Source organism: Aeromonas dhakensis (genome assembly GCF_002285935.1).
Classification (GTDB): Bacteria; Pseudomonadota; Gammaproteobacteria; order Enterobacterales; family Aeromonadaceae; genus Aeromonas; species Aeromonas dhakensis.
In genome coordinates this window covers 1679404-1700105 of record NZ_CP023141.1, presented here as the reverse complement: position 1 = coordinate 1700105, position 20702 = coordinate 1679404, and the positions used below count along the sequence as shown (strand labels likewise).

17 protein-coding genes and 1 pseudogene are annotated in these 20702 nt (G+C 61.4%); 7 read left to right on the top strand and 11 right to left on the bottom strand.

The window, feature by feature from the left end; translation table 11 throughout:
* Positions 1-205 precede the first annotated feature (205 nt).
* Positions 206-1111 (top strand): TIGR01777 family oxidoreductase, encoded by a 906-nt coding sequence (locus CK627_RS08340; RefSeq protein WP_095592098.1) that lies wholly within the window; start codon positions 206-208, stop codon positions 1109-1111.
* A 93-nt stretch (positions 1112-1204) separates the two neighbouring features.
* Here the strand turns inward: CK627_RS08340 and CK627_RS08335 are convergent, their stop codons facing one another.
* Entirely contained in the window at positions 1205-3652 is a 2448-nt protein-coding gene (locus CK627_RS08335; protein ID WP_095592097.1) for an ABC transporter permease, read from the bottom strand.
* Positions 3652-4374 carry an ABC transporter ATP-binding protein gene (locus CK627_RS08330; protein WP_043170380.1) on the bottom strand — a complete coding sequence of 241 codons (723 nt, stop codon included), beginning with the start codon at positions 4372-4374 and terminating at the stop codon, positions 3652-3654. The genes CK627_RS08335 and CK627_RS08330 overlap by 1 nt, the downstream gene beginning before the upstream one ends.
* On the opposite strand from CK627_RS08330, the gene CK627_RS08325 reads away from it, so the two are divergent.
* Complete coding sequence (locus tag CK627_RS08325) at positions 4373-4972, top strand: arylesterase (RefSeq protein ID WP_094697761.1); 600 nt, start codon at positions 4373-4375, stop codon at positions 4970-4972. The two genes, CK627_RS08330 and CK627_RS08325, sit on opposite strands and share 2 nt — an antisense overlap.
* Before the next feature lie 85 nt (positions 4973-5057).
* Here CK627_RS08325 and CK627_RS08320 read toward each other — a convergent pair whose 3' ends face one another.
* The 7 genes and pseudogenes from CK627_RS08320 to CK627_RS08290 form a co-directional block, all read right to left on the bottom strand.
* Positions 5058-6002 (bottom strand): chemotaxis protein CheV, encoded by a 945-nt coding sequence (locus CK627_RS08320; RefSeq protein WP_005297781.1) that lies wholly within the window; start codon positions 6000-6002, stop codon positions 5058-5060.
* A gap of 316 nt (positions 6003-6318) precedes the next feature.
* Positions 6319-6730: pseudogene (locus tag CK627_RS08315) on the bottom strand (IS3 family transposase); the annotation flags it as partial.
* Positions 6731-6846: 116 nt separating this feature from the next.
* Positions 6847-7035: a hypothetical protein gene (locus tag CK627_RS08310; protein WP_080628999.1), complete on the bottom strand. Its 189-nt coding sequence runs from the start codon at positions 7033-7035 to the stop codon at positions 6847-6849.
* 57 nt (positions 7036-7092) lie between these two features.
* Positions 7093-9024, bottom strand: a complete 1932-nt coding sequence (locus CK627_RS08305) for a putative bifunctional diguanylate cyclase/phosphodiesterase (RefSeq protein ID WP_017785684.1) — start codon at positions 9022-9024, stop codon at positions 7093-7095.
* A 23-nt stretch (positions 9025-9047) separates the two neighbouring features.
* Positions 9048-9545 (bottom strand): putative pterin-binding protein, encoded by a 498-nt coding sequence (locus tag CK627_RS08300; protein ID WP_005309520.1) that lies wholly within the window; start codon positions 9543-9545, stop codon positions 9048-9050.
* A 95-nt stretch (positions 9546-9640) separates the two neighbouring features.
* Positions 9641-11275: a chaperonin GroEL gene (gene groL / locus CK627_RS08295; protein WP_005309517.1), complete on the bottom strand. Its 1635-nt coding sequence runs from the start codon at positions 11273-11275 to the stop codon at positions 9641-9643.
* A 42-nt stretch (positions 11276-11317) separates the two neighbouring features.
* The gene (locus CK627_RS08290) at positions 11318-11611 is read right to left on the bottom strand and encodes a co-chaperone GroES (protein WP_005309514.1); all 294 of its coding nucleotides are present in this window, start codon (positions 11609-11611) and stop codon (positions 11318-11320) included.
* A gap of 181 nt (positions 11612-11792) precedes the next feature.
* Between CK627_RS08290 and CK627_RS08285 the strand changes: the two genes are divergently transcribed.
* The gene (locus tag CK627_RS08285; RefSeq protein ID WP_019839813.1) at positions 11793-13193 is read left to right on the top strand and encodes an MATE family efflux transporter; all 1401 of its coding nucleotides are present in this window, start codon (positions 11793-11795) and stop codon (positions 13191-13193) included.
* A 23-nt stretch (positions 13194-13216) separates the two neighbouring features.
* Here CK627_RS08285 and CK627_RS08280 read toward each other — a convergent pair whose 3' ends face one another.
* Positions 13217-13693 carry an FxsA family protein gene (locus CK627_RS08280; RefSeq protein WP_019839814.1) on the bottom strand — a complete coding sequence of 159 codons (477 nt, stop codon included), beginning with the start codon at positions 13691-13693 and terminating at the stop codon, positions 13217-13219.
* Positions 13694-14143: 450 nt separating this feature from the next.
* Between CK627_RS08280 and aspA the strand changes: the two genes are divergently transcribed.
* The 3 genes from aspA (at position 14144) to CK627_RS08265 (ending at position 18328) form a co-directional block, all read left to right on the top strand.
* Positions 14144-15586, top strand: coding sequence for an aspartate ammonia-lyase (aspA, locus tag CK627_RS08275; RefSeq protein ID WP_005309505.1), 1443 nt, complete (start codon positions 14144-14146; stop codon positions 15584-15586).
* Positions 15587-15713: 127 nt separating this feature from the next.
* Entirely contained in the window at positions 15714-17033 is a 1320-nt protein-coding gene (locus tag CK627_RS08270; RefSeq protein WP_005309503.1) for an anaerobic C4-dicarboxylate transporter, read from the top strand.
* A 200-nt stretch (positions 17034-17233) separates the two neighbouring features.
* Positions 17234-18328 (top strand): porin, encoded by a 1095-nt coding sequence (locus tag CK627_RS08265; protein ID WP_095592096.1) that lies wholly within the window; start codon positions 17234-17236, stop codon positions 18326-18328.
* Positions 18329-18389: 61 nt separating this feature from the next.
* On the opposite strand, the gene mdtH is transcribed toward CK627_RS08265, so the two are convergent.
* A complete protein-coding gene (gene mdtH, locus CK627_RS08260) occupies positions 18390-19583 on the bottom strand; it encodes a multidrug efflux MFS transporter MdtH (RefSeq protein WP_095592095.1) in 1194 nt (397 codons plus the stop codon).
* Between the two features lie 209 nt (positions 19584-19792).
* Between mdtH and CK627_RS08255 the strand changes: the two genes are divergently transcribed.
* Positions 19793-20692, top strand: a complete 900-nt coding sequence (locus CK627_RS08255; RefSeq protein WP_017764724.1) for a LysR family transcriptional regulator — start codon at positions 19793-19795, stop codon at positions 20690-20692.
* The last annotated feature ends 10 nt before the right edge of the window (positions 20693-20702 follow it).

Sequence of the window (20702 nt, the reverse complement as noted above, 5' to 3'; positions counted from 1 at the left end):
TCCTATCCCCTTTCCTGACAAGCATCTTCTGATGCATTGGACAACAGGGCAAGGCGCCCCGTCAGGGCAGGCGGCATGACGGCTCACACCCTGGGTGAGCGCCGCCCACGTCTGCAGTGACGATTATAATCTTTGCAAAAACAGTTGCTTGTTCATCTTGCGCAGGCCCACTAGAGTAGAGCCAACAGCGTCAGGGAGTCTGGATATGAAAATATTGATCACGGGCGGGACGGGCTTTATCGGTCGCCGCCTGGTGGCCCACCTCAAGGTGGCGCACGAGGTGCTGGTGCTGACCCGCCAGGGCAGCCGCGCCTACGATCTGCTCGGCCACGACGTCAAGCTGATCGATACCCTGGACCGGCTCGACAACCTCAACGACGTGGATGGGGTCATCAACCTGGCGGGAGAGCCCATCGCCGCCGGCCGCTGGAGCGAGCGGCGCAAGCAGCAACTCTGCGACAGCCGCTGGCTGCTGACCGAGCAGCTGGTCGATCTCATCAAGCTCTCCGACACCCCGCCCAGGGTGCTGATCAACGCCTCCGCCATCGGCTGGTATGGCCGCCAGGGCGATGCGCCGCTGGACGAACAGTGCCAGACCCCTCACGACGAATTCACCCATCAGCTCTGTCAGCAGTGGGAAACCCTGGCCCGCGAGGCCCGCAGCAAGCATACCCGGGTCTGCATCGTGCGCATCGGGCTGGTGCTCGGCACCGACGGCGGCGCCCTGCCCAGAATGCTGCCTCCCTATCGCATCGGCCTCGGCGGCCCCATGGGCACGGGAAACCAGATCATGAGCTGGATCCACATTCAGGATCTGGTGCGCGCCATCCTGTTCCTGCTGGATCACGAGGAGTGCGACGGCCTCTTCAACGGCACGGCGCCGCAGCCGGTCAGCAACCGCGAGTTCAGCCAGACTCTAGCCGGCACCCTGCACCGGCCGCACCTCTTCTTCGTGCCAGCCCCCCTGTTGCAACTGCTGATGGGCGAGGCGGCCGATCTGCTGCTCACCGGCCAGAGGGTGCTGCCGACCCGTCTGCAGCAGGCCGGCTTCCACTTCACCTACCCGGAACTGCCCCAGGCCCTTGCCAATCTGCTCAGCACAGCCCGCTGACCGGGCTCTTCAGCCAACCGGATAACAATCAGCCCGGCCATTGGCCGGGCTGATTGTTGTTGTGCCTCGCGGCATCCGCGCAGGATCTGGTGCTCAGAGCAGGCCCTGCCCCAGTCCCCGCAGCCGATCGCTCAGGGTGCCCGCCAGCAGTTGGCGCTGCATGCCCTGTCCGGCCAGCGTCACCAGCACGGCCCCCAGCAACGGCAGACCCGCCCAGATAGCCCAGTGGAACTGCCACTGCCCCTCGAACCACCACCACTGCAGGCCGAAGGAGCATAGCTCGACCACCATGGCGGCGCACAGCCCCGCCAGCAGGCCGCTGGCAACCAGCTCCCAGCGCAGCATCTTCCTGAGCAGCTCGCTGCCGGCCCCCAGGGTGCGCATCAGCAGCAGCTCCCGGCGCCGGTGGGCCATGCTGGCTTGGGTCTGGGTCAGCAGCACCAGCAGCGCCGCCACCGTCACCAGCCCCAGCATCAGCCCCAGCGCCCGGCTCACCTGATCCGACACCGCCGTCAGCCGCACGATCAAATCGTCCACATCGATCAGGCTCACCGTGGGGTGCCGGCGGATCAGCTCCACTTCGGCCACCCGCCCCTGCTCCGGCAGACGATAGCTGCCGAGCCAGGTCTGGGAGAAGGGGGCCAGCACGTCCGGCGAGAAGATCATGTAGAAGTTGGGGCGCATGTTGTCCCACTTGATGGCCCGCAGGCTGGTCACCTTCGCCTTGAAGCTGCGCCCCTCGATGGTAAAGCCCAGGGTGTCGCCAAGAGCGATGTCGAGTCGCTTGGCCAGATCCTTGTCCACCGATACCTGGCCGGGGCCGTCCAGCCAGCGTCCTGCGGTCAGGGTGTTGTCCGGCGGCAGGGTGGCGGTGGTAGTGAAGTTGAGCTCGCGATTGACCCCCTCGCGGCCATCTTCATCCGTGTCGCGCACCACCTCGCTGGCGATGCTGACCAGCCGGCCACGGACCATGGGGTAGAAGTCCGAAGTCACGGCCCCCGCCTGGCGCAGATCGGCCAGGATCCCCTCCCGCTCCCCGTCCGCCACGTTGACCAGGAAGCGGTTGGGGGCATCAGCCGGCAGCCGGGCCGAAAACTCGCCGAGCAGGTCGACCCGCGCCGCCCAAAGCAGACCGAACAGCATGAGTGCCAGCGCAAAGCCCGCCAGCTGGAACAGACCACTGCCCCGCTCGCGGGAAAGGTGGCTGATGGCCAGCCGCAGCGCGTGAGGGCCCTGTACCCGGCACCCCAGTCGCAACAGCAGGGAGGCGATCACCGCCAGCAGCCCCATCAACAGACCCATGCCGCCGATCAGCCCCAACGCCAGGGTCGCGTCGGCGGTGAAGCCCCACACCAGCCCAAACAGGCCGAGCAGCGCCACCGGCAGCGCCAGCCAGGGCGGGATCCCCGCCTCCAGCTCGCGGCGCAGCACCCTCAGCGGCGGCACCCTGAGCAGGCGCAGGAAGGGCACGAAGGCCAGCAGCAGGGTGATGAAGAAGGCCACTGCCAGCCCCAGCGCAAAGGGGCGCCACGACGGCGGCGGCAGATCGGCCGGCAGCAGGTTGCCCAGCAGATGCAGGGTCAGCCACTGCATGGCGCTGCCCGCCACCAGACCGAGCAGGGCGCCCGCCAGGGTCAGCGACAGCAGCAGGGTGCCCATCAGTTGCCAGAGCGTGCGCCGCGACGCGCCGAGCGTCTTGAGCAGCGCCACCATGTTGGTCTGGCGCTCGGCGAAGTGACGGACCGCGATGCCCATGGCCAGCGCCCCCAGCAGTACCCCGGCCAGGGAGGCGAGCCGGAAGAAGCGCTCGGCATTGGCCAGCGAGCGGCCCACCTGGGAGCCCTGGTCATCCGGCTTGATCAGCTTCTGCCCCGCCTTGAGTCTGGGCTTGAGCCAGCGTTCATACTCGGCCACCTGCTCGCGGGTGCCCTTGAACAGGTAGCGCCACTGCTGGCGGCTGCCCGGCAGCAGGGCGCCGGTCGCCTCTACATCGGCGCTGTGGATCAACGCCCTCGGCGCCAGCAGGAAGGGACTGAAGCCCTGATCCGGCTCCTGACCCAGCACTCCCGCCACCTTGAGCACCGTATTGCCTACTTCCAGCTCATCCCCCGGCTTGGCCGCCAGCAGCTGCATCACCCGGGCGGAGAGCCAGATCTCGCCAGGCGCCGGTGCCCGTTGCGGGCTCAGCTCCAGCTTGCCGTAGAAGGGGAAATCCTCAGGCACGGCGCGGATGGAGGCCAGCTGCAGGGCATCCCCATGAAACAGCATGCTGTTGAAGCTGACCGTGGTCTGCACCGCCAGACCCGTTTTGACCGCCTGTTCGAGCCAGCCGGCCGGCGCCGGCGTGGCCGAGCGCAGCGCCCGGTCGGCACCGATAAAGTCTCGCCCCGAGGCTTTGAGCCCGGCATCCAGCCGATCCGCCACCAGGGCCACGCTCAGCACACAGGCCACGCTCAGCGCCAGCGCCAGCACGAACCAGCGCAGTTCGCCGTTGAATCCTTCGCGCCGCAACAGGCGCAATCCCAGTCGCCACTGATTCATCACAGCTCCCCGACTCTTGCTGCAGAGGCGTCTTCGGATGCTGGCGCAGCCGCCTCCAGTCGCCCTGCCGCCATCACCAGCTGCCGCTGGCAGCGCCTGGCCAGGTCGTGATCATGGGTCACCACCACGAGCGTGGTGCCGTGTTCGCGGTTGAGCTCGAACAGCAGTTCGATCACCCGCTCCCCGGTCTTGCTGTCGAGGTTGCCGGTAGGCTCGTCGGCCAGCAGCAGGCTGGGCTTCGTCATGAAGGCGCGGGCAATGGCGACCCGCTGCTGCTCGCCGCCGGAGAGACGCGGTGGCAGATGGTGCAGCCGTTCACTTAGGCCGACCGCCGCCAGCAACTCGCGGGCCCGCGGCTCGCAGCGGGTCTCGCCGCGCAGCTCGGCGGGCAGCATGACGTTCTCCAGCGCACTCAGGGTGGGCAACAGCAGGAAAGACTGGAAGATGAACCCCACCTGCTCGGCCCGCAGTCGGGCACGCCCCTCCTCGTCCAGCTTCAGCAGCGACTGGCCGAGGATCTCGATATCCCCCTGGCTCGGCAGATCGAGCCCGGCCAGCAGCCCCAGCAGAGTGGACTTGCCGGAGCCGGAGGCACCGACCAGCGCCACCGTTTCGCCGCTATTGACTTGCAGGTCGATCCCTTCAAGGATGGTGAGGCTTTCCTGGCCCAGGCGCACTGTCTTGCCCAGGCCCTTGACGTTGATAATGGGAGTTGAATTCATGACGCGTTTCCTGTTTGCCTTGTGCTGCCTGGTGTCATCGGTGCAGGCCCAGACCTTGCTGGTGCTGGGCGACAGCCTGAGTGCGGGTTATCAGATGCCGGCGGAGCAGAGCTGGCCTGCCCTGCTCAATCAGAAATGGCAGCAGCAGGGGGGTAAACATCAGCTTATCAATGCCAGCATCAGTGGTGAAACTACGCAAGGGGCGCTGGCCAGATTACCCGCCCTGCTCAAGGAACATCAACCGGACTGGGTGCTGATCGAACTGGGTGGCAACGATGGGCTACGCGGGTTCGCACCGGCCATCACCCGGGACAATCTCACCAAAATGGTGGAGCTGACCAAGGCGCAACAGGTAAAAACAGTGTTGACCCAGATCCAGCTGCCCCGCAACTACGGCGCCCGCTACCTGCGCCAGTTCGAGCAGATCTTCCCGGAACTGGCCAGCGCCAATCAGCTGCCGCTGATGCCCTTCTTCATGGATGATATTGCGCTGCGCCCTGAACTCATGATGAACGATGGCATCCACCCCACCGCCGCCGCTCAGCCGCAGATCCGCGACCGGGTGGCCAGCTTCATCGAGCCGCTGCTGACCCAATGAGTCTGCCATGGCGCCTCGTCCGCCATCCGGGTCTAACGGCCCAATAAAAAATCCCGCCTTGGCGGGATTTTTTATTGCTCCTGAATCAGCGCTCCAGGATCTGGCGCAGCCGCTCCTGAGCCACGCCAACCAGCAAGTCTGGCTGGAACTTGGAGATGAAGCGATCGCAGCCCACCTTCTTGACCATGGCCTCGTTGAAGTTGCCACTCAAAGAGGTGTTGAGGGTGATAAAGAGATCGGACATGCGGGCATCGCTGCGAATTTCGTGGGTCAGCCGGTAGCCGTCCATCTCCGGCATCTCAGCATCGGTGATCATCAGCAGGATCTCGTCGGTCACCTTCTTGCCCGCATCGCACCACCCCTTGAGCAGGTTGAGCGCCTGCAAACCATCCTGGCATTCGATCACCTCCAGTCCCAGCTGGCCGAGGGTCTCGCGCACCAGGTTGCGAGCCGTGCTGGAGTCGTCGACGATGAGCACCTTGCGGCCGTGCATTTCCGGCAGGATATCCCGATCCAGCACCTCTTCCGAGATGCGGATGTCGTAGGTGATGATCTCGGCCAGCACCTTCTCCACGTCGATGATCTCGACGATCTGGTCGACACCGTCCTCCGGAATGCGGGTGATGGCGGTCAGGTAGTTCGCCCGTCCGGCCGAGCGCGGTGGCGGCAGTATGTCCTTCCAGGTCATGTTGACGATGTTGGCCACCTGGCCGACCAGAAAGCCCTGAATGGTGCGGTTGTACTCGGTGATGATGAGGTTGGATTCGGCATCGATGGGCATGGGGCGCATGCCGATGGCGCTGCGCAGGTTGATCACCGGAATGGAGGTGCCACGGATGTTGGCCACCCCGCTGATGTTGTGGTGTGCACCGGGCATCTTGTTGAGGTGAGGCAGCTTGACCACTTCCCGTACTTTGAACACGTTGATCGCAAACAGCTGCTGGGATCCCAAACGGAACATCAACAGCTCCAGGCGGTTCTCCCCTACCAACTGGGTACGCTGATCCACCGAATCCAATATGCTCGCCATATAAAGCCCTTACGTCCGTTGCCCGAGTCTCGCCATAGTATAGAAGGGTCAGAATCCCAACACGACCCGTATTCTTATCCTATGTCGGCCAGATGATGGCTGAACTTGATTAAAAAAAGCGAGACCCCGCTCGCGCCCATGCTCTCTTCAAGCCTGTCAGTAATTATTCATCTCAAGACTTACTATTCCAGGTCAACTCGGAAAGGAAACAAGGGGTTCACCCAGTTCTATTGCATGCATAGTTCTGAAAGAGGTTTATACATTTTCAGCTAACTTTTTGTTACTCAGCCGCTTGATGCGCCGCATCGGGGATGATTAGGCCACTACAAACCCTGACGATGGTCAGCCTGTTGGCTTGCTGCTGCGAGAGGATCTGCCGGGTCGCTTTTTACGATAGAAACGCCGTAGTCATTCTTCAGTACATCGACAACTGCCTCAAAGAACTGGGCCTTCTGGCTCATCTGCGCCAGCTGCTGCTCGAGCTCCTTGATACGCTGTTCAGGCGTCAGGTTGTCGGGGTCAGGCATGGTGATACTCCTGCCGGCTAGCACAGAAGCCCCTTGGTTCTAATCCTTCCGACCATGTTTACGCAACCATACCAGAACGGTGGAGCGATCCTGAATGCCGTAATGCGACTGTGCCTGTTTGTAGGTGAGCTCGCCTTTTTCAATCTGTTCGACCAGCGCCAGTTTAAAAGTCAGCAAGTAATCGAGCTGTGTTCGTTTCACACCTTATCCCATCAGAAGCTCCATTTATTCGGGAAAGAAGGTGTAAACCATATTCAGGACGTGACACAGGTATAAAAAAAGCCCCCATCGACGAGATGGGGGCTTTTTCGTTAGGGTCAGACGCGAATATCGATTTTACTTCCCAGAGAAGCGTTGGCCGATGTCGGTGCAACCGGTGCTGATTGAGCCGCTGTTTGCAGCAGTTTCAATGCAGATTCACCTTCTTGGGTCTGCTGTTTCTTGGCCAGGCTGGCCGTCATCAATGCAGAACCAAATGACGCAGATGCAGAACTAGATATATCCATGGTGTACCTCCTGCCCTAAGACTATCGGCCATCTTAGGCCAGACATGAGCACTTTGGCTAAATTAAATACGCCTTGTCGGGCTGACGCCGCTCCAGCCACTCCTCTTCCATCTCCAGCAGGGTCTGATAGACCTTCTCCGCCTGCTCGGGACGGCTGAACAGATAACCCTGACCATAGAGATGGATGTCGGTCAAAGTGCGCAGCACGTCGAGCTGGGCCTGGGTTTCGATCCCTTCGCACACCAGACTCTTGCCCAACATGGAGCCCATACGGCAGATGTTGGCGACCAGCTCGGACGCTTCGATGGAGGTATCGATCCCCTGAATGAAGGAGCGATCGATCTTCACCTTGCTGACCGGCAGTTTCTGCAGATAACTGAGGGACGAGTAGCCCGTCCCGAAGTCATCCAGCGCCAGCTGTACCCCTTGCTGGTTGAGGTCCTGCATCAGTTGCAGGGAGTTTTTCACCTCGCGCATGGTGGTGTCTTCCGTCACTTCCAGCACCAAGCTGGCAGCCGGGATATGGTGGTCCATCAGCGCCTTGGCCACCAGCTTCAACAGGTTGCGCTGATACATGCCGGGAGAGATGTTCACGCACATCTGCAGATCCACCAGGCCCAGCTGCTGCCATTGATAGAGCTGCTCACAGGCGGTGTTCAGCACCCAGCTACCCAGCTTTTCGGCCAGCTGAAACTCTTCGGCGACCTGGATCACCTCGTTGGGCGGGATGAAACCAAGCTCAGGGTGACGCCAGCGCAGCAGGGCCTCGACCGCCTCGCAGCGGCCGCTTTCCAGGTTGACGATGGGTTGGTAGTAGAGCTCGAGCGCATTGTGCTCCAGCGCCATGATCATGTCGCTGGCCAGATGCTTGCGACGCGCCGTCTCATTGAGCAGCGAGCTGTCGTAGATGACGTACGGCACATGGGTCTTGCGGCTGTGGAACAGTGCCTGCTCGGCCCGGCTGAGCAGTTCCTGGGCCTGTTTGCTGTCCATCGGGAAGAAGGCGATGCCGATGCCCACCTCCAGCCGGAATGGATAGTTGTCGATGATGATGTCCTGCTTGAGCGCGTGCAGCAGACGGGCTACCAGCTCCCTCACCTGACGCAGATCACTGCTCTCGCGCTGGATCATGGCGAACTGGTCACCGCCAAGCCTGGCCACCCACTCACCGTTTTCACACAGGCCGCGCATCCGTTTCGCCAGCTCCTGCAACAGGAAGTCACCGGTGTTGTAACCGAACTTGCTGTTGATGTCGCGAAAGTCATTGATGTCCACCAGCACCAGACCAAACGGCGTCTCCTTGCTGGCGTAGGATTCCATCTTCTCAAGCAGGGCCAGACGATTGGAGAGCCCGGTCAGGGGATCTATCCGTGCCACTCTGAAATGGCGGCGCGCCTCGCGGATCAGCAGACCGCTCAGCAGCATCACCGACAACACCAGCCCGGATACCATGAACAGCAGGGCATTGCGCAACTGGCCGAAGCGCTTGTCATTGCCCGAATAGACGTTGATGTTCTTCTGCATCACGGAGGCGAGGGAATAGGAGAGTGGTTCCTGCAGAGGCGACAGCCGCATCATGATCTGCTGATAATCCGGCGTTCCCGACTTCAGGTTGGTGATGTTGGGCTCCATCTCGCGGATATTGCTTTCGATCAACTGCACAAGCCGCAGAGTCTTCTGCTTGTCCTTCATGCTCTGACGCAGCTGGCCGCTGAGCAGGATGGGGGTGCGGCTCCAGAGGATGTCGTAGCGCAACATCAGGGTATCGTGATCGATACCGCCATAATGGTAAATCTCGACGGAGTTGAGGAAGCGCCCCAACTCCAGTTGCAACTGCATCAGGGCCCAGGAGACGTCATAGGTATACTTCTCCATCACCCGGGTCGCATTCTGTATTTGTGCGAGGCAATACAGAGTGCTCCCGGTGAACAGCAGGATGGATAGATAAAGAACGATGAGTAAAGGCCACGCCTTGGTCTTTGCTTTCACTCGTGCTCCCAGAAGCCACTACATCAATGCTGAATATCAATGGCATTCAATTGCCAAATCATCATGTCGGTAAACTCCGAGCGTTTCAGCTCGGGATATTGATCCAGCGGTAGGATAAACCAAAGCGGTCCCTTATTCCGTACCCGCATGGTGACCCCATCATCTTGCCAGGCCAGAATCGGGTCGTATTGCTTGACCTTATCCCAGTTGAGCCTGATCTGAAAACTGTTCAATGCGGTCAAGGTGATCGCCTTGCCATCCGCGCCGACGGCGGCCAGCAGATCGGCCAGCTTGGGGCCCACATATTTGTGCGGCTTGTCGACCCAGGGGTTGGCGGTCACGATCTCGTGCTGCGGCAAGGCTTTAAGCATCGCCAGATCGAAGGAGACCACCCCTTCGGTCGCTTCCGCCGGTTGTACATTGCCGGTCACCTTCAGGATGACGGGACCTTGCGGCGTTTCCAGCGCCATTGCCGGCATGGCCAGAGAAAACAGTAATGAAATCAAACCCAGTACACGCATGTTCACCTCGGATAAAGTCACTGACAATAGACTCAGTCTAGTCGCCATAAAAAAAACGGCCCGCAAAAGCGAGCCGTTTGGTAACCCGGGCTGAATTACATCATGCCCATGCCACCCATGCCGCCCATGTCAGGCATGGCAGGGGTATCTTTCTTCGGCAGCTCGGAGACCATGCACTCGGTGGTGATCATCAGACCGGCAACGGAAGAGGCAAACTGCAGGGCAGAACGGGTCACCTTGGTCGGATCCAGGATGCCCATGGCCAGCATGTCGCCGTACTGTTCGGTGTAGGCGTTGTAGCCATAGTTGCCTTCGCCGTTCTTCACCGCGTTGGCGATGACGGAGGCCTCTTCACCGGCGTTGATGACGATTTGACGCAGCGGAGCTTCCATGGCGCGCAGAGCAACCTTGATACCCACGTTCTGGTCTTCGTTGTCACCACGCAGACCGGTCAGTTTGGCGGCAACGCGCACCAGCGCCACACCACCACCGGCAACCACGCCTTCTTCCACCGCAGCGCGAGTCGCGTGCAGGGCATCGTCGACGCGTGCTTTCTTCTCTTTCATCTCGACTTCAGTGGCTGCACCCACCTTGATCACCGCAACGCCGCCAGCCAGTTTGGCTACGCGCTCTTGCAGCTTCTCACGGTCGTAATCGGAAGAGGTCTCTTCGATCTGCTGACGGATCTGGGCTACACGGCTCTCGATCAGGCCTGCGTCACCCACGCCATCGATGATGGTAGTGTTCTCTTTGGTGATGACGATGCGCTTGGCACGGCCCAGGTCTTCCAGGGTCGCTTTTTCCAGCTCCATGCCCACTTCTTCGGAGATCACGGTACCGCCAGTCAGGATGGCGATATCCTGCAGCATGGCCTTGCGACGGTCACCGAAGCCCGGCGCCTTGACCGCAGCCACTTTCACGATGCCACGCATGGTGTTGACCACCAGAGTCGCCAGCGCTTCACCTTCAACGTCTTCGGCGACGATGATCAGCGGCTTGCCAGCCTTGGCCACGCCTTCCAGCACCGGCAGCATTTCGCGGATGTTGGAGATTTTCTTGTCGACCAGCAGGATGAAGGGGTCGTCCAGCTCGACGGCACCGGTTTCCGGCTTGTTGACGAAGTACGGGGAGAGGTAGCCACGGTCGAACTGCATACCTTCAACCACAGCCAGCTCGTCTTCCAGACCCTGACCGTCTTCTACAGTGATGACGCCGTCACGGCCCACTTTGTCCATTGCTTCGGCAATCAGCTTGCCGACTTTCTCGTCGGAGTTGGCGGAGATGGTGCCTACCTGAGCGATGGCGTTGTTGTCGGCGCAGGGCTGAGACAGCGCTTGCAGCTCGGCAACGGCGGCTACCACGGCCTTGTCGATACCGCGCTTCAGATCCATCGGGTTCATGCCGGCGGCAACGGCCTTCAGGCCTTCGTTGACGATGGCCTGGGCCAGTACGGTCGCGGTGGTGGTACCATCACCGGCGGCGTCGTTGGCCTTGGAAGCAACTTCCTTGACCATCTGGGCGCCCATGTTCTGGAACTTGTCTTCCAGTTCGATTTCGCGAGCGACGGAGACGCCATCCTTGGTGATGGTCGGAGCGCCGAAAGATTTGTCCAGCACCACGTTGCGGCCTTTCGGGCCCAGGGTCACCTTGACGGCATCGGCCAGGATGTTGACGCCTTCCAGCATCTTGATGCGGGCTTCGTTGCCAAACTTGACTTCTTTAGCTGCCATTTTGTTCAGTCCTTCAATCAATTCTTGGGGGAAAGGGGTGGATTACTCTTCGACAATCGCCAGGATGTCGGTTTCAGACAGGATCAGCACGTCCTGACCATCCAACTTCTCGGTCTTCACACCGTAGCCTTCGTTGAAGATCACCTTGTCACCAACCTTGACGGCGAGGGCTTTGACGTCGCCATTATCCAGAATTCGGCCAGTCCCCACGGCAAGAACTTCACCACGGGTGGACTTCTGGGCCGCCGTACCAGTCAAGACAATGCCGCCAGCGGATTTGGCTTCAGCTTCGATGCGCTTGATGATGACGCGGTCGTGCAGTGGACGAATTTTCATCGATAACTCTCCCAAAATGAGTCTCTGTGTTGCTTTGAGGAATGGCCATTCCTGGCCAAATTAGATATGTCTCCGATGTGGGGTACGTTTGTTAACCCTTCAAGGGCAAATACAAAAAAAATATTTTCACGTACTATGAAGGTCTTTGATGGATCGCCCGAGTCCCGGTCAGGAAACCGGTTTGTGCTGCCAGCAGCCAGAACTCCGCCAGATGTACAGAGACCAGCCCGTGACCCGACCCAATCCCCTGCTGACAGCCCCCATGACGTCCGTACTGCTGCGCATGACGGGTCCCATGATCCTCGGCATCGTCGCCATACTCGCCTTCAACCTGGTCGATACCTTCTTCATCGGCATGCTGGGCACCCAGGCGTTGGCCGCCATCAGCTTCACCTTTCCGGTCACCTTCGTGGTCACCTCGCTGGCCATGGGGCTGGGGGCCGGCCTCTCCGCCGTGATGGGGCATGCCCTCGGCCAGGGCAAGCATGAAGAGGCCGCCCGCATCACCACCGACAACCTGTTCCTGGCGGTGCTGCTGGTCACCCTCATCGCCGTGGCGGGGGCGCTCACCATACACCCGCTGTTCAGGCTGCTCGGCGCCAGCGATGCGCTGATCGCCCTCATCTACGACTACATGCTGATCTGGTATCTGACCGTCCCCATGCTGGTGCTGCCCATGGTGGGCAATGCCGCCATCCGGGCCACCGGCGATACCAAGACCCCGAGCCTGGTGATGACGGTGGCTGGGCTGGTCAACGGCGTGCTGGATCCCCTGCTCATCTTCGGCATAGGCCCCTTTCCCGAGTGGGGGATCCGCGGCGCCGCCATCGCCACCTCCCTCTCCTGGCTGATGGCCATGCTGGTCAGCCTCTATATATTGCGCCACCGCGAGGGCCTGCTGCGCTGGCGCCTCTCCCCGCGCCCGCAGTTGCTGGCCCACTGGCGCGCCCTGCTGCACGTGGCCGTGCCCGCCTCCTTCACCAACATGCTCAACCCGCTGGCCAATGCGGTGCTGATGACCATCTTCGCCGGACTGGGCACCGAAGTGGTGGCCGCCTACGGCGCCGCCTCGAGAGTCGAGGCCCTGCTGCTCATCGTGATGATGGCGCTCTCCTCGGTGCTGGCTCCCTTCATCTCGCAGAACTGTGGCGCCGGCAACCCGGCCCGCGCCAAGGCGGCGCTGCAGCTCTGCATGCGCTTCGCCCTGCTGTTCCAGCTGGCGGTCTATGCGCTGACCTGGCTGCTGGCCCCCTTCATCGCCGATCTGTTCAGCGATCACCCGCAGGTGGTGCGCCTCATCGTGCTCTATCTGCACCTGGTGCCCATCGGTTATGGCTTTCAGGGCATGGTGATGCTGCTGGCATCCGCCTTGAATGGCGTGAGGGCATCCAGCATCTCTTTTCTGTTCAACGGCTTGCGATTGTTTGTCTTCTTGCTGCCAGGAGCCTGGCTGGGGGCAAAACTGGGGGGAGAACAGGGGATCTATCTGGGGATCCTGCTGGCGAACCTGGCGGCGGGCACTCTGGCCTGGTGGTATGCCCGCCACCGCTTCGAGCAGTTGTGCCATCAGGGCAAGCCCTGATGGCCCGGGATTGAGCGCAGCGCTTACTCCTTGCGCTCGAACTCCCCTTCGATGGTGGTACCGGCGCGCGGGGATTGACCCGGCTGGTCACTGCCAGGCACCTCGTCGAACGGCTGCTGACGGCCCTGAAAACCGCCCATCTGCATTCTGAACTGGTTGCTGCCGATCAGCTTGTCGGCCAGCTTGTTGCGCAGCCAGGGTTGCAGCAGCAGGATGCCGAAGAAATCGGTCACGAAGCCCGGAATGATCAGCAGCAAACCGGCCAGCGCCAGCATCATGCCCCCCATCACCTCACGTCCCGGCATCTCCCCCTGCTGCATCTTCTGCTGCGCGTTGAACAGGGTCTTGATCCCTTCGCTGCGCACCAGAGAGGAGCCCAGCACCGCCGTCAGAATGAGCAGGCCGACGGTCGGCAAGGCGCCGATCACGGAGCCCACCTCGATCATCACGGTGAGCTCGAGCACCACCAGACCGACCAACAATAGAAACAACTTGCCCATAACAACCTCAGTGCGGGTGAATGTGAATGAACCGCCGGCGAGACCAGACAGCCGTCGATGCCGCTGCCAACCCGCCATGATATCGGTTCCTGTTGATTAAAATGGGGGGCAGCGCGCACTTTTCAAGTGCGGAGGGTGACGCAGCGCCGGATCCGCAGAAAAACCGGCTTGCCGGACTGTGATTGAAGTCATTGTTCTGTCAAAGTTAATCGGTCGATTGCAATATCTGTTTAATGACCACAAGTTATTTGAGGTTGTCTCAAATTTAGTGATCCAGGTCTAATATCAGATACCTCAATTGGGGTAATATCGACGCCAGTAATGAAGGAGGCAAAAAAGGCCTCCAACCGCCCCACTCGATGTGTGGTGCTTCAGGATGAACCGTGCGTAAGGAACTCGCGACCACTCGGTGAGGATCGTTTCCATTTATCTGATTTCTGAGGCATTACAATGAGCGACATCAAGAACGTCCGCATTGAAGAAGACCTGCTGGGCACCAAAGAAGTTTCCAACGACATGTACTACGGCGTACACACCCTGCGCGCCGTCGAGAACTTCAAGATCAGCTCTCAGAAGATTTCTGACGTTCCGGAATTCGTCCGCGGCATGGTGCTGACCAAAAAAGCCGCCGCGCTGGCAAACGGCGAGCTGGGCACCATCCGTCCTGAAATTGCAGACAAGATCGTGGAAGCCTGCGACCTGATGCTGAACACCGGCAAATGCTTCGACCAGTTCCCGGTCGACGTTTACCAGGGCGGTGCCGGCACCTCCGTCAACATGAACACCAACGAAGTACTGGCCAACATCGCCCTCGAGCTGATGGGTCTGGAAAAAGGCCGCTACGACGTCATCAACCCCAATGACCACGTCAACAAGTGCCAGTCCACCAACGACGCCTACCCCACCGGTTTCCGCGTCGCCGTGGTGAACAGCACCGACACCACCCTGTTTGCCCTGGAAGCGCTGATCGCCGCCTTCGATGCCAAGGCTGCCGAGTTCAAGAACATCCTGAAGATGGGTCGTACCCAGCTGCAGGACGCGGTGCCGATGACCCTGGGTCAGGAGTTCCACGCCTTCGCCGTCACCCTGCGCGAAGAGATCAAGTCCATCAAGCGTTGCCAGGAGCTGCTGCTGGAAGTGAACCTGGGCGCCACCGCCATCGGTACCGGCCTCAACACCCCGCCCGAGTACTCCGCCCTGGCCATCAAGCGCCTGGCCGAGATCACCGGTCGCGCCTATGTGCCTGCTGAAGATCTGATCGAAGCGACCTCCGACTGCGGCGCCTACGTGATGCTGCACGGCGCCATCAAGCGCATGGCGATGAAGCTCTCCAAGATCTGTAACGACCTGCGTCTGCTCTCCTCCGGCCCGCGCACCGCACTCAAAGAGATCAACCTGCCGGAAATGCAGGCTGGCTCCTCCATCATGCCGGCCAAGGTCAACCCGGTTATCCCGGAAGTGGTCAACCAGTCCTGCTTCAAGGTCTTCGGCAACGACGTCACCATCACCTTCGCCGCCGAAGCCGGTCAGCTGCAGCTGAACGTCATGGAGCCGGTGATCGGTCAGGCGATGTTCGAATCCCTGAGCCTGATGGAAAAGGCCTGTATCTCCCTGCGCGAGAAGTGCGTGGAAGGCATCACCGCCAACCCTGAAATCTGCATGAACCACGTGCTGAACTCCATCGGTATCGTGACCTACCTGAACCCCTTCATCGGCCACCACGAGGGCGACATCGTCGGCAAGATCTGTGCACAGACCGGTAAGAACGTCCGTGAAGTCGTGCTGGAACGCGGCCTGCTGACCGCCGAACAGCTGGACGAAATCCTCTCCATCGAGAACCTGATGAACCCGCAATACAAAGCCAAGCGTTACACCCGCGAAGCCACCGTATAAGCGAGCAAATGGGCCGGGATCATCCCGGCCCATAGAGTCAGTTCCCGATAGGTCTTGCCCAGCCCCATCGGGAATTGGCTTTTCTGCCAAATAAAACCTAAAAAAACTGGAAAATGGAGTGTTCACTATGATTGGAATCGAGTTGCTCGTCGTGCTCGCCGCTATCTATCTGGGGGCCCGGATAGGCAGCATCGGCATCGGCTTTGCCGGTGGTTTGGGGGTACTGGTGCTGACCTGGGGCCTCGGGGTGCAGATCCCGAGCGATCAGCTGGTCACCTACATCCCCTGGGACGTGATCATGATCATCGCGTCCGTCATCTGCGCCATCGCCTGCATGCAGCTGGCCGGCGGGATGGACTACCTGGTGCACCTGGCCGAAAAAGCCCTGCGCAAGAACCCCAAATACATCACCTTCGCCGCCCCTGTGGTCACCTACCTGATGACCATGCTGGCCGGTACCGGTCACACCGCTTTCTCCACCCTGCCGGTGATCGCCGAAGTGGCCAAGGAGCAGGGCATCCGCCCGTCCCGTCCGCTCTCCATCGCGGTCGTCGCCTCCCAGATCGCCATCACCGCCTCGCCCATCTCCGCAGCCGTGGTCGCCTTCTCCGGCATGCTGGAGCCGTTCGGTGTTGACTACCTGACCCTGCTGGCCATCTGCATCCCCTCCACCTTCATCGCCTGCATCCTCGGTGCCTTCGTCGCCAACATGCTGGGCAAGCCGCTGGACCAGGACGAAGTCTACCTGGAGCGCAAGGCCAAGGGGCAGATCAAGCTGCGTGGTACCACCCAGCTCGAGATCAAACCCTACGCCAAGCTGTCGGTCTGGATCTTCATCGCCGCCATCGTGGCCGTGATGGCCTATGCCACCGCCATCTCCGGTAAAGTGGGCCTCATCACCAACCCGCCGATCCCCCGTGACGGCGCCATCATGGGCATCATGCTGGCCGCGGCCACCATCATGACTCTGGTGTGCAAACTGGACGTGACCCAGGTCACCAACATGCCCACCTTCAAGTCCGGTATGTCCGCCTGTATCTGCGTACTGGGTGTGGCCTGGCTCGGCAACGTCTTCGTGAAGGGCAACATGGATACCATCCAGCTGATCGCCGGCGACCTGCTGAACCAGTACTCCTGGCTGCTGGCCGTGGTGCTGTTCTTCGCCGCCATGCTGCTCTACTCACAAGGCGCCACCACCAAGGCCCTGATGCCGGCCGCCCTGGCACTGGGTGTCAGCCCGCTGACCGCCATCGCCTCCTTCGCCGCCGTGAGCGCCCTGTTCGTGCTGCCCACCTACCCGACCCTGCTGGCCGCAGTCGAGATGGACGACACCGGCTCTACCCGCATCGGCAAGGCCGTGTTCAACCACCCCTTCTTCGTACCGGGTGTGGCCACCATCGCCATCGCCGTAGCGCTCGGCTTCTTCTTCGGTGGCATGATGCTCTAAACAGCATTTAATTCCACAAATGTTCAAACGGCCCTCTCTGGGCCGTTTTTTATGCCTGCCTTTCTGGTCAAACCATTAATTAATCCTTGTCCGCTTCAGTTTCTATCAAGGTTCACAGGGCTACTCTGGGCTATCGGAACAGAAACCGATCAACAGGGCCGAGCACAGGTCCGACAGTGTTTACACCAGAGGAACGAACAATGAAAAAAACAGCATTGACCATGGCCATCTCCAGCCTGCTGCTGGCCGGTGGTGCGCAAGCCGCGACCGTTTACAACCAGAACGACACCAAGCTCGACATCGGTGGTCGCGCCCAGGGCATGTACTACGGCACTGATGACAACGGTTCTGAAGGCGACGCCAGCTACCTGCGTCTGCACATCGCCGGCGAAACCAAGATTGCTCCGGAAATGCAGGCCTTCGGCTTTGCCGAGTATAACCTGCCGACCTCCGGTTCCGACAATGACGAGCTGCGTTACGCCTACGCCGGCATCAAGCACGATCGCTTCGGTGCCTTCAGCTACGGTCGTCAGGACGGCCTGTTCACCAAAGCCGTGAACAACTACACCGACGTGCTGCCCGAGTGGGGCGGTGACGGCCTGGGCAAGGACACCGAAGTGTTCGGCACCGGTCGTACCAACGGCCTGGCTCAGTACATCTACACCTATCAGGGCCTGACCCTGGGTGCCCAGTTCACCGGCAACAACGATCCGCAGAACGCCGATCGCTCCAACCTGACTGGCACCAACAACACAACCTGGAATCCGAAGGGTTCCGCCGAAGGCTTCGCCGTGTCCGCCAACTATGACTTCGACATGGGCCTGAGCCTGGGTGCCGCCTACAACCAGGCCGGCAAGACCGACGAGCAGGCTGCCAACGCCTCCTTCGGTGGCGACAGCGACGCCAAACTGTACGGCGTGGGCGCCAAGTACGCCGTCGGCGACCTCTACCTGGCTGCCACCTACTCCCACGGTGAAGACCACATGTACGTCAGCACCTTCAACGGTTACGCCGAGAAGATGGATGGCTACGAAGCCGTGGCCCAGTATGCCTTCGGCAAGTTCAAGCCGTCCGTGGCCTACCTGCGCACCGACGTGAAAGACGATGCACGCGGCATCGATGATACCGCCACCGAATACGTCTCCATCGGTGCCTGGTACAACTTCACCGACAACTTCAACGCCTACGTTGACTACAAGATCAACCTGCTGGACAACGTCAACGGCACCCACACCAACTCGCTGGGCAAGAACACCGACGACGTGGTCGCCGTGGCCCTGCAGTACAACTTCTAAGTCTTCCTGTAGCCTACTGTATTTTTTACCGGCCGCTTGCGGCCGGTTTTTTTATGCCCGTTCAGACATTGACCCGCGCCAGACTCGACTCGCGATGAAAGCAGTTGGCCAGCAGCAGCAAGGTGGTCACGCCCACTGTGCCCAGCACCAGCCAGGGCAACCAGGGCTGCCCCTGAGCCATGGCGTAGTCATGCAGGGCGCCGCCCCCCACGTAACCCGTCATGCCTCCCAGCGCCAGCCCTAGCCGGCTGAAGCCCATGTAGCTGCCGCGCGCCCCCGGCTGCGCCAGCTTGGTCATCAGGGTCTCCCGCGCCGGCTCGGCGATGACGATCCCCAGATAGAAGCAGGCCAGCAGCATGAACACAGCTGGCAGGGTGTTGGCAAAGGCCACCAGCCCGATGCCTGTGGTCATCAGCAGTACCCCGGCCATCAGCCGGCTCTCCAGCTTGAAGCGCCGCTCGCCATAGCGTGCCAGCGGATAGAGCAGCGCCAGCGAGATGGCGGTCTCCAGGGTATACATCCAGCCCACCGCCGTGGTACTGCCCGCCATCTGTTTGACCAGGATGGGAAAGATCAGCATCACCTGCACCCAGAGCGCATAGTAGCCGCTCAGGATCAGCACCAGCCGGCAGAATGCCTTGTCGGCCAGCACCTGGCCAAGACCGGCCCGGATCGGGGTTGGCCGCACCGAGAGCTTGTAGGCGGGCAGGATCAGCAGGTTGCACAGGGCGGCGCAGGCGAACAGGCCGGCCCCCAGCAGACAGACGTATTCGAAATCGAAGTTGAGCAGCCAGCTGCCGAGCAGGGCCCCCACCACGGCGCCGGCGCTCTCCAGCATCATCAGCAACGAGATGTAGCGACCCCGCTCCCGCGGCCGGGTGAACTTGATCACCAGCGCCGCCCGGGGCGGGTCAAACAGGCAGCCGCCGAGCCCCGAGATGATGCAGGAGAGGATCAGCTCAAGGCCGCTCTGGGCATAGGCCAGGCTGGCAAAACCCGCCGCCCGCAGCAGCATGCCCCCCACGATGAGCGGGCGCGCCCCGAACTTGTCCGCCAGCGAGCCCCCCAGAATGCCCAGCCCCTGCTGGGTCAGCTGACGCAACCCCAGCGCCAGGCCGACCACCCCGGCCGCCCAGCCGAGCTGATCCACGAAGCGCAGGCTGATCATGGGCATCACCACGAAGAACCCCAGGATCACCAAGAGGGAATCCAACGCCAAAAACCACCGCCCCAACCGCCTCGCCCGATCCACCATGACTACCCGTCCCCTGCTGCTCTGATGACATTCATATCGATTACTGCTCGTCGCCCGAATGACGCCGTCACCAAACGGACTCAAGGTGCTGCAAGCCCCTGAGCCGGTGTGACAATATGCCAAAGCACAACGATTGATACTGCTATTCTGGAAGGACGCCAGATATAGTGGTAGCCGACAACTGGCTATATTTCATATTGGATTATCTTATGGCTATGACCCTCGACGATCTGCAGTTGCTGCTGGATGTGGTCAATCGCGGCAGTTTCAGCAAGGCGGCGGCCGTGCGCGGCTGGTCGCAACCCATGGTGAGCCAGCGGATCGCTGTGCTGGAGCAGGATCTGGGCCAGCCCCTGTTTCGCCGCCACCGGCGCGGCGCCACCCCCACCCCGGCCTGCGAGCAGTTTCTGCCCGCGGCGAGCGCGGCCCTCAGCGCATTGGAAGGGGGCCGGCTGGCCATGCAGGGGGCACCGGCCCTGCCGCGCATCCGGCTCGCCTGCCTGCCCTCCCTGACGACAGTGGTGTTCGGCCCCCTGCTGCTGGCACTGGTCGACGAGACCTTCGAGATCCGCTGCAACACGGATCACTCCGGCATCATCATGCAGGAGCTGCTGACCGGCGAGACCGACGTCGGCTTCATCCTCAAGTGTCCGGCCATCGCCGGCATCCAGCTCGAGCTGCTCTACCGCTCCCCCATCATAGCGGTGGCCTGCGCCACCCATCCGCTGGCCGGGCGGCAGGGCCTGACCCTGCAGGACATCGCCAATGAACGGCTGGCGCCCCAGCAGTGGGGTACCGGCTGCGACGAGCTGATCCTGCAGCTGCGCCTGCTGCGCCAGGTGGCGAGCCCGCTGCACGCCATCCAGCCCGCCAGCGCGGCGCGGGAGCTGGCGCTGGAACACGGCTTCATCACCCTGATGCCGGCGCTCGCCATCGCCCGGGATCTGGAATTTGGCCGGCTGGTGCAGCTGGACGTGGTGGATCTGCCGCCGGATCACTGGGACGTGATGATGGCCTGGCGCAGCGGCAAGCGCCCCAACCCCGCCAAGGAACGGGTACTGGAGGCAGCCCGCACCCTGGCCGCCCGCTGGGCGGGCAAACCCGCATAAAAAAAGCGCC